The organism is Streptomyces sp. NBC_00316 (genome assembly GCF_036158715.1).
Lineage (GTDB): Bacteria > Actinomycetota > Actinomycetes > Streptomycetales > Streptomycetaceae > Streptomyces.
This window is the reverse complement of record NZ_CP108023.1, coordinates 7372079-7385260: the sequence shown is the minus strand read 5'-3', so window position 1 is coordinate 7385260 and position 13182 is coordinate 7372079. Positions and strand designations below refer to the sequence as shown.

The 13182-nt window shown below is 68.8% G+C and carries 12 protein-coding genes and 1 riboswitch; of the genes, 2 read left to right on the top strand and 10 right to left on the bottom strand.

What is annotated here, in order from left to right:
• The first annotated feature begins 108 nt into the window (after positions 1–108).
• Positions 109–315, top strand: coding sequence for a DUF5999 family protein (locus OG878_RS32850; protein ID WP_328890131.1), 207 nt, complete (start codon positions 109–111; stop codon positions 313–315).
• Positions 316–399: 84 nt separating this feature from the next.
• On the opposite strand, the gene gcvP is transcribed toward OG878_RS32850, so the two are convergent.
• On the bottom strand, positions 400–3285 hold the full coding sequence (gene gcvP / locus OG878_RS32845; RefSeq protein WP_328890130.1) for an aminomethyl-transferring glycine dehydrogenase: 2886 nt from the start codon (positions 3283–3285) through the stop codon (positions 400–402).
• A gap of 194 nt (positions 3286–3479) precedes the next feature.
• Positions 3480–3577, bottom strand: a riboswitch (glycine riboswitch).
• A 111-nt stretch (positions 3578–3688) separates the two neighbouring features.
• On the opposite strand from gcvP, the gene OG878_RS32840 reads away from it, so the two are divergent.
• On the top strand, positions 3689–4057 hold the full coding sequence (locus OG878_RS32840) for a PRC-barrel domain-containing protein (protein WP_328890129.1): 369 nt from the start codon (positions 3689–3691) through the stop codon (positions 4055–4057).
• Here OG878_RS32840 and OG878_RS32835 read toward each other — a convergent pair.
• The 9 genes from OG878_RS32835 to OG878_RS32795 all read right to left on the bottom strand — a co-directional run bounded on the left by OG878_RS32835 (position 3982) and on the right by OG878_RS32795 (position 13170).
• Positions 3982–5442, bottom strand: a complete 1461-nt coding sequence (locus OG878_RS32835; protein ID WP_328890128.1) for a DNA polymerase IV — start codon at positions 5440–5442, stop codon at positions 3982–3984. The two genes, OG878_RS32840 and OG878_RS32835, sit on opposite strands and share 76 nt — an antisense overlap.
• A gap of 56 nt (positions 5443–5498) precedes the next feature.
• Entirely contained in the window at positions 5499–6113 is a 615-nt protein-coding gene (locus OG878_RS32830) for a MerR family transcriptional regulator (protein ID WP_328890127.1), read from the bottom strand.
• A gap of 168 nt (positions 6114–6281) precedes the next feature.
• A complete protein-coding gene (locus OG878_RS32825) occupies positions 6282–6755 on the bottom strand; it encodes a bifunctional nuclease family protein (RefSeq protein WP_030921587.1) in 474 nt (157 codons plus the stop codon).
• 53 nt (positions 6756–6808) lie between these two features.
• A complete protein-coding gene (ftsR, locus tag OG878_RS32820; protein ID WP_328890126.1) occupies positions 6809–7552 on the bottom strand; it encodes a transcriptional regulator FtsR in 744 nt (247 codons plus the stop codon).
• 17 nt (positions 7553–7569) lie between these two features.
• Positions 7570–8343 carry an FHA domain-containing protein gene (locus OG878_RS32815; RefSeq protein WP_328890125.1) on the bottom strand — a complete coding sequence of 258 codons (774 nt, stop codon included), beginning with the start codon at positions 8341–8343 and terminating at the stop codon, positions 7570–7572.
• A gap of 190 nt (positions 8344–8533) precedes the next feature.
• Positions 8534–9322: a DUF881 domain-containing protein gene (locus OG878_RS32810; RefSeq protein ID WP_328890124.1), complete on the bottom strand. Its 789-nt coding sequence runs from the start codon at positions 9320–9322 to the stop codon at positions 8534–8536.
• A gap of 5 nt (positions 9323–9327) precedes the next feature.
• Complete coding sequence (locus OG878_RS32805) at positions 9328–9660, bottom strand: small basic family protein (RefSeq protein ID WP_003970459.1); 333 nt, start codon at positions 9658–9660, stop codon at positions 9328–9330.
• The gene (locus OG878_RS32800; protein ID WP_328890123.1) at positions 9657–10577 is read right to left on the bottom strand and encodes a DUF881 domain-containing protein; all 921 of its coding nucleotides are present in this window, start codon (positions 10575–10577) and stop codon (positions 9657–9659) included. Before OG878_RS32800 ends, OG878_RS32805 begins: the two co-directional genes overlap by 4 nt.
• A gap of 97 nt (positions 10578–10674) precedes the next feature.
• On the bottom strand, positions 10675–13170 hold the full coding sequence (locus OG878_RS32795; protein WP_328890122.1) for a mannose-1-phosphate guanyltransferase: 2496 nt from the start codon (positions 13168–13170) through the stop codon (positions 10675–10677).
• Positions 13171–13182 lie beyond the last annotated feature (12 nt).

The window sequence follows — 13182 nt, the reverse complement described above, 5'->3', positions numbered from 1 at the left end:
GACGCCCGTGGGGCAACACTGGGACCGGACCGATTGATACGGGGGGCGGCCATGAACACATCGTCAAGCCGCAGGACACTCACTACAACGCAGCGAAAGAACCCATCCATGTGCCAGCACCAGCCACCCTGCCCGTCCGCAGACTCAGCCGACCGGGAAGCCGCCCGCCTCATGGCGCACCACCCGGAACAGGGCTGGAGTCTGCTGTGCAACGGCGTCCTGCTCTTCGAGGACACCGGTGAGCTGCTCCCGGACGGACAGATCATCGCCCCGCACCGTCCGCTGGACGCCGGCCGGGTGATGAAGGCCGCCTGACGCGGCCCGTACGAACAGGGGCCGGCCCGGAGAAGATCTCCGCACCGGCCCCGACGCATGTCCGCGTCACACCCCAGGGGTGGTTCAGTTGTCGTACTCGTCCAGCGGCGGGCAGGAGCAGACGAGGTTGCGGTCACCGAACGCACCGTCGATCCGGCGCACCGGCGGCCAGTACTTGTCGGCGGCCGAGACGCCGGCCGGGAAGACAGCCTCCTCGCGGCTGTAGCCGTGGTTCCACTCACCGCCGACCATGGCGGCCGTGTGCGGGGCGTTGCCCAGCGGGTTGTCGTCCGCACTCCACTCGCCGGAGGCGACCTTCTCGATCTCCTCACGAATGGCGATCATCGTGTCGCAGAACCGGTCGAGCTCGGCGAGGTCCTCGCTCTCGGTCGGCTCGATCATCAGCGTGCCGGCCACCGGGAAGGACATGGTCGGCGCGTGGAAGCCGTAGTCGACCAGACGCTTGGCGATGTCGTCGACGCTGACACCGGTCTCCTTGGAGATCGGCCGCAGATCCACGATGCACTCGTGCGCCACCAGACCGGCCGGGCCGGTGTACAGGATCGGGTAGTGCGGTTCCAGACGCTTGGCGATGTAGTTGGCGGCGAGTACGGCGACCTGCGTCGCACGCTTCAGACCCTCCCCGCCCATCAGGCGTACGTACGCCCACGAGATCGGCAGAATGCCGGCCGAGCCCCACGGAGCGGCCGAGATCGGTCCGACACCGGTCTCGGGGCCGGCGGCGGACTGCAGCGGGTGGTTCGGAAGGTAGGGCGCGAGGTGCGCGCGCACGCCGACCGGGCCGACACCCGGGCCACCGCCGCCGTGCGGGATGCAGAAGGTCTTGTGCAGGTTCAGGTGCGAGACGTCGCCGCCGAACCGGCCCGGCTTGGCGAGACCGACCAGCGCGTTGAGGTTGGCACCGTCGACGTACACCTGACCGCCGGCGTCGTGCACCTCGGCGCAGATGTCGGCGACGTGCTCCTCGAACACACCGTGCGTCGACGGGTACGTGATCATGAGCACGGCCAGCTCGTCGCGGTGCTGCTGGATCTTGGCGCGGAGGTCCTCGACGTCGACCTCGCCGTCGTCGGCGGTCTTCACCACGACGACCTTCATGCCGGCCATCACCGCGCTCGCGGCGTTGGTGCCGTGCGCGGAGGACGGGATGAGGCAGACGGTCCGCTGCTCGTCACCGTTGGCCCGGTGGTAGGCGCGCACGGCCAGCAGGCCGGCGAACTCGCCCTGCGAGCCGGCGTTCGGCTGAATGGAGACCGCGTCGTAGCCGGTGACCTCGGCGAGACGCTCCTCCAGCTCACGGATGAGCGTCAGGAAACCCTGTGCCTGCTCGGCCGGCGCGAACGGGTGCAGCGCACCGAACTCGGGCCAGGTGATCGACTCCATCTCCGTGGTCGCGTTCAGCTTCATGGTGCAGGAGCCCAGCGGGATCATGCCGCGGTCCAGCGCGTAGTCGCGGTCGGCGAGCTTGCGCAGGTAGCGCAGCATCGCGGTCTCGGAGCGGTGCTGGTGGAAGACCGGGTGGGTGAGGAAGTTGTCGGTGCGCAGCAGGGCCTCGGGCAGCACGTCGGCGGCCGAGGCGTCCAGCGCCTCGATGTCACCGTCGGTGCCGAAGGCGGCCCAGACGGCCTCGATCTGCGAACGCGTGGTGGTCTCGTCGCACGCGAGGGAGACGACGTCGGCGTCGACGAGCCGCAGGTTGACCCCGCGCTCGCGGGCGCCGGCGACCACCTCGGCCGCCCTGCCGGGGACCCGCACGGTGAGCGTGTCGAAGTGGACGCCCGTTTCGACGTCGACGCCGGCGGCCCGCAGACCCTCGGCGAGGATCGTGGCGTAGCGGTGCGTGCGCCGGGCGATCGTCCGCAGCCCGTCGGGGCCGTGGTAGACGGCGTACATCCCGGCCATGACGGCGAGCAGCACCTGAGCGGTACAGATGTTGCTGGTGGCCTTCTCACGGCGGATGTGCTGCTCGCGGGTCTGCAGGGCCAGCCGGTACGCCTTGTTGCCGTCCGCGTCGACGGAGACACCGACCAGGCGGCCGGGCAGGCTGCGGGCGAACTTCTCGCGTACGGCCATGAAGCCCGCGTGCGGGCCGCCGAAGCCCATCGGCACACCGAAGCGCTGCGTGGTGCCGACGGCGATGTCCGCGCCGAGGTCGCCGGGCGAGGTGAGCAGGGTCAGGGCCAGCAGGTCGGCGGCGACGGTGACGATCGCGCCGAGCTCGTGCGCCTGGTCGATGACGGGCTTGATCTCCCGGACCGCACCGGAGGCTCCCGGGTACTGCAGCAGCACGCCGAAGACACCGCGCTCGGCGATCTCCGCGGGGATGCCCTCGGTGAGGTCGGCGACGACGACCTCGACACCGGTCGGCTCGGCGCGGGTCCGGATCACGGCGACGGTCTGCGGCAGGGCGTCGGCGTCGATCAGGAAGACGCCGTTCCTGACCTTGCCGACACGCCGCGCGAGCGCCATGGCCTCCGCGGCCGCGGTGCCCTCGTCGAGCAGCGAGGCACCGGAGGTGGGCAGCCCGGTGAGCTCGGCAACCATCGTCTGGAAGTTGAGGAGGGCCTCGAGGCGGCCCTGCGAGATCTCCGGCTGGTACGGCGTGTAGGCCGTGTACCAGGCGGGGTTCTCCATGACGTTGCGCAGGATCACCGGCGGGGTGAACGTGCCGTAGTAGCCGAGTCCGATCATCGGGGCGAGGACCTGGTTGCGGTCCGCGAGGGAGCGCAGCTCGGCCAGGACCTCGGCCTCGGTGCGGGCCGCCGGCAGCTGCAGCGCCTCGGCGCTCTTGATGACATCCGGCACTGCGGCCGCGGTCAGGTCGTCGAGCGAGCCGTAACCGACCTGGGCGAGCATCTTCGCCTGCGCCTCGGCATCGGGTCCGATGTGGCGCTCTTCGAAGGGGATGCCCTGCTCCAGCTGGGAGAGCGGAGTGCGACGGGGGGTCATGGTGGAGGCCTCCTGGTCTGTCACGACCTGCGAGGGGCACCGCGGCGCGGGTGCCCTGACGGCCTCCCCCTCTGTCATCTCAACCTGAGAGCTTCACCGGCCCGCCCAGTGGCGTACCGGCTTTCACCGTCGGTGAGGAAGGGAACCGTCCCGGCATCTGCCGCCACGAAACCCGCCCTGCTTTCCAGAGTGACCTCGTCCATGCGGTACGGGGGCCTGAGAGATTCCGGGGAGGATTTGCTCCTTCGGCGCCTGCCGGATGTGCTCCGGTGGACTCTCCCGCACGGGGTCATCAGCCATAGCCAGCCTACCAGCGGGGTTCGTGTTCGAGTTCTCGAGTGGCCGATACCCCGGATCTGCACTTTCGTAGTGGCTGTGGAGTAGCCGCGACCAAGGAGGGACCGTGCAGACCGACATCGATCCGCGCAGCCTGATCGGCCGCAAGGCGTTCGACCGCGCAGGCACCAAGATCGGCACCGTCGACGAGGTGTATCTCGACGATGCGACCGGTGTACCCGAGTGGGCCGCCGTGCGCACCGGGCTGTTCAGCAGGGATGCCTTCGTCCCGCTGGAGCCGAGCGAATTCGTCGAGAACTCGCTGCGCATCCCCTTCGACCGTGCCCTGATCAAGGACGCGCCCGACTTCGGAGTCGGCCGCCATCTCTCACCGGAGCAGGAGCTGCAGCTCTACCGGCACTACGGTCTGGACTCGCCGCCCGAGGAGCCGGCGCCGGACCGCGACTTCGGCAGGCTGGCCGGCCAGGACGAGTAGTCCACGGGGTCGCGCACCAGCGGCAGCGGGTCGGCGGGCTGCAGCTCCGGATCGTCGACACGGAACGTGCGCACCCGGCCGGGCGGCGACTCGGGTTCTTCGAACCGCACCGTCACCCGGCCCACTCCGCTGCCCTGTACCCACCCGTGGCCGAAGGTGTCATGGCGTACGTCGTGCCCGGCGGGCCACCGCCGGGCCGCGAGCTGCTCGGCGGTCACCTGCTCCTGTGCACCGTCCGCCGGGGCCTCCCCGCGGTCGGCCGCGCCCGCGCCCGGGTCCTCGCGGGCCGGGTCCTCGGGCGCGGCACGCTCACCGGCCGCCTGCGCGAAGAGATCTTCCTGGGTGTAGTCGGCGAGCCCCGTGACACCCACCCCGAGGAGCCGTACGCCTCCGGTCGTGTCCACGGCCTCCAGAAGCCGCGCAGCGGCCTCTCTGACCACCGCGGGGTCGTCCGTGGGGCCCCGCAGCGTCTCGGACCGCGTGAGCGTCGAGAAGTCGTACCTGCGGACCTTCAGCACCACGGTCCGTCCCGACCGCTCCGCTCCCCGCAGCCGCTGTACACACCGGTCGGCCAGGCGCTCGACCTCCGTCCTGACCCGGACCCGGTCGTGCAGGTCCACGTCGAAGGTGTCCTCGACCGAGACCGACTTCGCGTCGCGCTCCGCGACGACGGGCCGGTTGTCGTACCCGAGGGCCATCCGGTGCAGGGCGACGCCGTGGGCCTTCCCGAGCAGTCTCACGAGCTCCGCCTCGCCCGCCACGGCCAGGTCATTGACCGTGGTCATCCCAGCGCGCCGCAGATGGTCCCCGGTGGCCGGTCCGACACCGGGCAGGATCCGTACCGACATCGGCGCGAGCAGTTCGCGCTCGGTGCCCGGCTCGATCAGCAGCAGCCCGTTCGGCTTCGCCTCCTCGGAGGCGATTTTCGCCAGCATCTTGGAGCCCGCGAGGCCCACCGAGCCGGTGAGTCCGGTGACCGCTCTGATCGCTTCGCGCAACTGCTCACCGATGGCCTGCGCGGACGCGGTGTCGTCCGCCACCCCGCCGGCCTCCAGGTCGACGAAGGCCTCGTCCAGGCTGAGCGGCTCCACCAGGGGCGAGAGCTGCCCGAGCAGGTGCATCACCTGGTCGCTGACCGTCCGGTACAGGGTGAAGTGAGGCACCAGATAGGCGGCATGGGGCGCCAGCCGCCTGGCCTGGGCTGTCGGCATCGCCGAGTGCACCCCGAAGCGCCTCGCCTCGTACGACGCGGTGGCGACGACCCCGCGCGGCCCCAGCCCGCCCACCACCACGGGCTTGCCGCGCAGACTCGGCTTCGCCGCCTGCTCCGCAGAGGCGTAGAAGGCATCCATGTCGAGATGCAGGATGGTGGGCGCGGCTCTCACATCAATCGATGCTGCCCTACACCACTGACAATCGCCGCGCTCCGGATCCGCCCCCGTCAGACGGCGCGGTTGCGCCGCCGTGCGAGTTCGTCGGTGGGATTGTTGCCGATCAGCGTCTCGCCGGTGTCGACCCGCTCGCCGTGCAGCTGCGACAGTGCGGCGTCGACATCGTGCCAGACCACCCCGACCGCGATACCGAAGACCCCCTGGCCCCCCTGGAGCAGATCCACGACCTCGTCGGGCGAGGAGCATTCGTAGACGGTCGCACCGTCACTCATGAGCGTCATCCGCTCAAGATCCCTGAATCCCCGGGCCCGCAGATGCTGGACCGTGGTGCGGATGTTCTGCAGGGCGACGCCCGTGTCGAGGAAGCGCTTCACGATCTTCAGCAGGACGACGTCCCTGAAGCTGTAGAGGCGCTGTGTGCCCGAGCCGTAGGCCGGGCGCACGCTCGGCTCCACGAGCCCCGTGCGCGCCCAGTAGTCGAGCTGCCGATAAGTGATCCCTGCTGCCGCGCACGCCGTCGGCCCGCGGTAGCCGATGTCGTCGGCCGCCGCCCCGTCGCCTACCAGGGCCGCCGGCTGAACCGGTTGCCTGATGGTGTGGCCGGCTGTACTTCCGTGCTGCCGATACGGCCCACCTGCTGCCGTACCGTCGCCGCTGCTTCTCACGCCGACCTCCGTCCTTGACCTGCCATCTCGAAGGTAGGCAGTCACCCGGGGTGCGTCAACGATCGCCACACTCGGCACGCCGAGTGATAATCACCCTGAGAGTGGTTTCCCGTGTCTCCTTCCCGGGAAAGGCTTGTCGGATGCGCTGACGGCTACCCCGCAGGACGGTCACTGACTGTTGGTACCGAAGTCCTCCGGCGAGATCTGGTCGAGGAACTCCCGGAACTTCTCGACCTCATCCTCCTGCTCGTCCGGGATGGCGATACCGGCGTCGTCGAGCACCCCGTCACTGCCGTAGATCGGCGTGCCGGTGCGCAGCGCGAGCGCTATGGCGTCCGACGGACGCGCGCTCACCTCGACCCCGCCGGCGAAGACCAGCTCCGCGTAGAAGACCCCTTCGCGGAGGTCCGTGATGCGGACCTCGGTGAGCTCCTGGCCGAGGGCCTCGAGCACATCCTTGAAGAGATCATGGGTCAGCGGCCTGGCCGGAGCCATGCCCTGCTGCGCGAAGGCGATCGCGGTCGCCTCGCCAGGACCGATCCAAATGGGGAGGTACCGGTCGCCTCCCACTTCACGCAGGAGCACGATCGGTTGGTTGGAGGGCATTTCCACCCGGACACCCACAACGTCGAGCTCGTTCACACAGCAACCCTAGGACGTGCTCGGCAGGTTTGGGTAGTCGGGCTCCTCCGTGATCAGTGGAGTCTGATCCGCAGAGCCGTCTGCACAAGCGCCGAATGAAGCCGTACGGAGAGCTCCGCAAGCTCCTTCGCCGTGGCCTCCGCATGTGCTCTGGTCTGCGGATTCCGGTGTCGGCGCAGAGGCGCCACCACCTGTTCGATCAGCCCGGCCTCACGCTCCGCGGCCCCTCTCATGGCCCGCAGATGACGCGGTTCCAGACCGAATCGCCCCAGATCCGCCACAAGTTTGGCCACGGTCACGGTCTCGGCGTCGTATCCGCCGTCCGCCGTCGGAGCGACGAGGCCATACGACTCCCACTCCTCGAGGTCACTCTCGGTGACCTCGGCGGCCGCCAGCAGCTCGGCACGGCCGATCCGCGCAGCAGTGGCGCGTCCCGGCTCGGCATCCCAGGAACCGTCGGGGAGGTCCCGCTGCCCGCCCGGGGACGGCAGGGAGATCTGCTCGCCGCGGGCGAGAGCGTCCAGGTGCTCACGGATGACCTTCAGCGGGAGGTAGTGGTCCCGCTGCATCCGCAGCACCTGGGCCAGCCGCTCCACATCGTCGGGCCGGAACTTCCGGTATCCGGAAGGCGTCCGCTGCGGCTCGACGAGCCCCTCCGCCTCCAGGAAGCGAATCTTGGAGATGGTGACTTCGGGAAACTCGTCCCGCAGCTGCAGGAGCACCGCGCCGATGCTCAGCGCACGGTCGTCGGCGGTGGCGGTGCCGTGACCGGCACCGCCCGTCGGTGTTCTCAGCATGGACCTTCCCTGACGGGTCAGATGCCTCGCTGGCTTGCGTAGAAGACCAGCCGGTACTTCCCGATCTGCACTTCGTCGCCGTTGGACAGCGTGACGGAGTCGATGCGCTCACGATTGACGTAGGTGCCGTTGAGGCTGCCGACGTCCCCGACCGTGAAGCTGCCGTCGGCGTTCCGGCGGAACTCCACGTGCCGGCGCGAGACCGTCACGTCGTCGAGGAAGATGTCGCTCTGCGGATGGCGGCCGGCCGTGGTCAGCTCGCTGTCCAGCAGGAAGCGGCTGCCGGAGTTGGGGCCGCGGCGCACCACCAGCAGCGCCGAGCCGAGCGGCAGGGCGTCGACCGCGGCCTGGGCCTCGGGAGAGAGGGACGGCACGGACGTCTGCCCCGTCGCCTCCGCCTCGTACGCCTCGAGTCCGGAGATGGAGATGGTGGAGGTCGTCTCAGAGGGACGCTCGGACGGAGCCCCACCCCTCAGCGGCGCACCGCAGTTGGAGCAGAAACGACTGGCCTCGGCGTTGCGATGGCCGCACCTCGTACAGACCGGCATGGACGCAAACCCTCCACCCGCACTCGAGGTTGATGGATCTCCGAAACCTATGCGGCCCGCACCGGCAGGGTCAACAGACGACGCGCCGGAACCACCCGGAATGTCACCACCCGCACCCGCCACCTCATCGCGGAAGAGCGGGCGCTCCGTGCCCTGCTCATCGGCCTGGCCATGGCGCGGTGCGCGATGGCGCGCAGCCTCGTCGCGGGCGCTCTTGCCGAACAACTTCGCAAACAACTTCACGGGCGATTCCCCTTGACCGAAATAGACCCGCCCGTGGGGCAGGACGAACCCTGAATGAACACACCTGCCGACCCGGACATCTTCACAACGTCCCCAGTCACTCGACAGTTTCCACCACGCCTCACCAATACGATGCGGCGACCCCCCGCAACCTCGTACCTGTGTCCTCCGACCCCCGTACCCGGCGGCCTCACTGGGGTGACGACCGAGCGTAGTCAGGCCGCTTCGCCGGTCGCAAGGCGTTCACGACGATGTCGTCCGCCTGTGCCACATGCACAGTGGCCTGCTCCTTCTCCAGTGTCTGCACGACGCCGCCGGGAATGTTCAGCGCCGGCTCCAGATCCTGCGGCTTGCCGATGACCTTGAAGACGTACGGTGCGGAGATGGACCGGTCGTCGACCTTGATGTGGCCGCCATCACCGGAGAAGTACGTGTTGGCGACCACCCTCACGCCGTTGACCTCGATCGCCTCCGCGCCCGCCGCACGCAGCTCCTGGAGGGCGTCGAGCAGCATGTCCGCCTCCACCCCGTCGCCCGGGTCGTTGATCGTCAGCGTGATCCCGGGCCCGTGTGCCGCCACGGTCCCGGCGAGAATGCCGAGCTGCCTCTCCTTCTCCACCGTCTGCTTACGGGCCTCCTCGGCCTGGTCCGAGCTGTTCTCGAGCTCCGTGCGCTGATCGTCCAGACGCTGCTTCTCATCCTCAAGACGCTGCGTACGGTCGTCGAGTTCATCGAGGATGCGGACCAGATCCTCCTGGCGCGCGCCGCGCAGTGCGCTGTTGTCGCTGTTCGACCGCACCTGGATCGCCAGCCCCAGGCCGAGCACGAACAGCAGCAGCGCCACGATGAGTTGAGCCCGGGTCACCCGGGGCGGCCAGACTCCGGCGATCAGCCGCTGGCGCCCGGTGAGCTCCTTGGGGGCATCGGCCCGCTGCTCGCCGGCGCGCTCCTCGTCACGGGGGAGTTCTTCGTCGCTCATCGGCTTCAGGCCCGGAAGACGTGCCGGCGGATCGCCGCGGCGTTGGAGAAGATCCGGATGCCGAGCACGACCACCACACCCGTGGAGAGCTGCGCGCCGACGCCCAGCTTGTCGCCCAGGAACACGATGAGTGCGGCCACGACGACGTTCGACAGGAACGACACCACGAACACCTTGTCCACGAAGATGCCGTCGAGCATGGCCCGCAGACCGCCGAAGACCGCGTCGAGCGCAGCCACGACAGCGATCGGAAGATAGGGCTCGACCACCGCCGGCACCTCGGGCCGGACCAACAGTCCCACCACGACTCCCACGACGAGGCCCAGTACGGCGATCACGATGTGCCCTTCCCTGTGTCTGCCGCACCACCGCCGGTGTCTGCGGCCTTCGGCTCTGCTGTTCGTACGATCAGGCTCGGCGCAGCCGGAAGGCGCACCTGATCCTGGACCGAGATGCTGGTCCGGATCGAGAACGTGTCCTTCAGCGCCTGCAGATACAGGCCGTCGGCACTGCCTTGAAACGCGGTACTGAGCCGCTTCCCGTTCCCCACCGCAAGCACCGTGTACGGCGGCACGAGCGGTCTGTTGTCGACCAGTATGGCGTCGCCGGCGGCACGGATCGCCGACAGGGCGGTCAGCCGCTGCCCGTTGATGGCGATGGCTTCCGCCCCGGACTGCCAGAGGCCGTTGACGACCCGTTGCAGGTCGCGGTCGCGCACCCGCCCCGTATCGGCGAAGCCGGTGGTCTCCCGCGGCCCGCCACCGCCCTGATCGGACTCCCTCGCGTCATCGATGACGAGCTTCACACCCGGCCCCTGCACGGCCGTCGCCCCGGAGAGCAGCGCCACCAGCTCGCCCTGGTCCCCGCCATGCTTTTCCAACGCTTTACGCTGACGCTCGCTCACATCGTCCCGGAGCCGGTCGACCTGTGACTCGAGGGTGTCGGCCGCCGATGTCTCGCCATCGATACGGTCGATGAGCTCTTCGCGTTCCTTGGCGAGGACGGGCGCCGAGACACGTGCCTCCGCGGCGCCTAGGGTGACGACGAGCGCAGCCAGCACAAGACCCGCCGCGAGGCCCAGTTTCGCTTTCACCGTGCGCGGCATCCCCGCGCTCCCGTCGGCCCTGCGGCGCGCGGTGGCCTCGGCGTACCCCTCGTCCAGGCTGTGGTGCATCACATTGGTCAGCAGCGACATGGACGCGTCGGGGCGCGCGGATGCTGAAGCAATACTCCGATCGGGGGGCTGCTGCGACATGCCGCACATCGTCGCACGTTGCACCTGCTACCGCCGAATGGCCCCACCCAAGCGCCGGGAGGCGCGGTACCGCACCTCCCGGCGCACCCGGGGAACGTCAGTGACCGGCGCTCTCCACGACCTCCGCCCACTCGTCGAGAAGCGCCTGCGCCGAGGCGTCGTCGGGACCTTCCGCCCACAGATGGGTGACGGCCTCCGCCGGGTCCGGCAGCACCATCACCCAGCGCCCGTCCGCCTCGACGACCCGTACACCGTCGGTGGTGTCGACATCGCGATCTCCTGCGGCCTCCACCACGCGCCTCATGACCAGCCCCTTGACCGCCCACGGCGTGGCCAGATCACGGTGGAGGACGTGCGCGCGGGGAATGCGGGCGTCGATCTGGCTGAGCGTGAGCTGCGTCCGGGCGACGAGCCCGATGAGCCGCACGAAAGCGGCCGAACCGTCGAAGACACTGCTGAATTCGGGAACGATGAAGCCACCGCGCCCGTCGCCGCCGAAGATGGTGCCTTCCTGACGTCCCACCCGTGTCAGATCGTCGGGCGACGTCGTCGTCCATTCCACCTGTGTGCCGTGGTACGCAGCCACCTGCTCGGCAACGCGCGTCGTCGTCACCGGCAGCGCCACCCGCCCACTGCGCCGCTCGGCGGCCACCAGATCGAGCATGACCAGCAGAGCCCGGTCGTCCTCCACGATCCGGCCTCGCTCGTCGACCAGGGAGAGCCGCTCACCGACCGGGTCGAAGCGCACGCCGAACGCGGCCCGCGCCGAGGACACGATCTCCCCGAGCCGCACCAGCCCGGAGCGCCGGGCGTCGGCGGACTCGGTGGGACGCGATTCGTCGAGCCCCGGATTGATGGTCAGCGCGTCCACGCCGAGCCGCCCGAGCAGGCTGGGCAGGACGAGCCCGGCACTGCCGTTGGACGCGTCGACGACGACCTTGAGCCCTGCGGCGGCGATACCGGAGGTGTCCACGTTGCGCAGCAGCGACCCCGTGTAGGAGTCGAAGACGCTCGACGGGAAGTGCAGATCGCCGATCTCCCCGGGGAACGCCCGCCGGTACTCCTGACGTGCGTAGACCCGGTCCAGCTTGCGCTGACGCGCCTGCGACAGGTCCGCTCCCCGCTCGTCGAAGAACATGATGTCCACCGAGTCCGGCACTCCGGGGGAGGTGCGGATCATGATTCCGCCGGCGCTCCCCCGGGCGGTCTGCTGACGCGCGACCGGCAGCGGTACGTTCTCCAGGTCCCGCACATCGATGGCGCTGGCCTGCAGCGCCGAGATGACGGCTCGCTTCAGCGCGCGGGCGCCTCGGGAGTGGTCACGCGCGGTGGTGACGGTCGACCCCTTCTTGAGGGTGGTGGCGTACGCACCGGCCAGCCTCACGGCGAGTTCAGGGGTGATCTCCACGTTCAGGATTCCCGAGACGCCGCGGGCGCCGAACAGATGCGCCTGCCCGCGCGACTCCCAGATCACCGAGGTGTTGACGAAGGCGCCTGCCTCGATGGTCTTGAACGGGTAGACCCGTACATTGCCCTGAATGATCGATTCCTCACCGACCAGACACTCGTCGCCGATGACCGCGCCGTCCTCGATGCGGGCCGCCCGCATGATGTCGGTGTTCTTGCCGATCACGCATCCGCGCAGATTGGATTGCTGGCCGATGTAGACATTGTCGTGAATTACGGCCCGGTGCAGGAACGCACCCGTCTTGACGACGACGTTCGAGCCGATGACGGTGTGCTCGCGCAACTCGACGCCGGCTTCGATCTTTGCGTAGTCCCCGATGTACACGGGCCCGCGCAGTACCGCGTCGGGATGTACTTCGGCACCTTCGGCGACCCATACACCGGGTGAGATCTCGAAGCCGTCGATCTCGACGTCGACCTTGCGCTCAAGGACGTCGGCCTGTGCCTTCACATAGCTCTCGTGGGTGCCCACGTCCTCCCAGTAGCCCTCGGCGACATAGCCGTAGATCGGCTTGCCTTCCTTCATGAGCTGCGGGAAGACGTCGCCGGACCAGTCCACCGAGACGTCGGCCTCGACATAGTCGAAGACCTCGGGCTCCATCACGTAGATGCCTGTGTTGACGGTGTCCGAGAAGACCTGACCCCAGGTCGGCTTCTCCAGGAACCGCTCGACCTGGCCGCCCTCGTCCACAATCGTGATTCCGAATTCCAGCGGATTCGGAACCCGTGTCAGGCACACCGTGACGAGACCGCCCTTTTCCTTGTGGAAGGCGATGAGGTCGGTCAGGTCGAAGTCGGTCAGAGCATCGCCGGAAATGACGAGGAAGGTGTCGTCCTTCAGCGCCTCTTCGGCGTTCTTCACGCTCCCCGCGGTGCCGAGAGGCTTCTCCTCGTTGGCATAGGTGAGCTCCATCCCGAGCTCTTCGCCGTCTCCGAAGTAATTCTTGACGAGAGAGGCGAGAAACTGGACGGTTACGACGGTCTCATTGAGCCCATGCCGCTTGAGCAGCCGTAGCACATGCTCCATGATCGGCCGATTGGCCACGGGCAGGAGCGGCTTGGGCATGCTCGAGGTCATGGGGCGAAGACGAGTGCCTTCGCCACCAGCCATCACGACGGCCTTCATGTCGGAAACGTC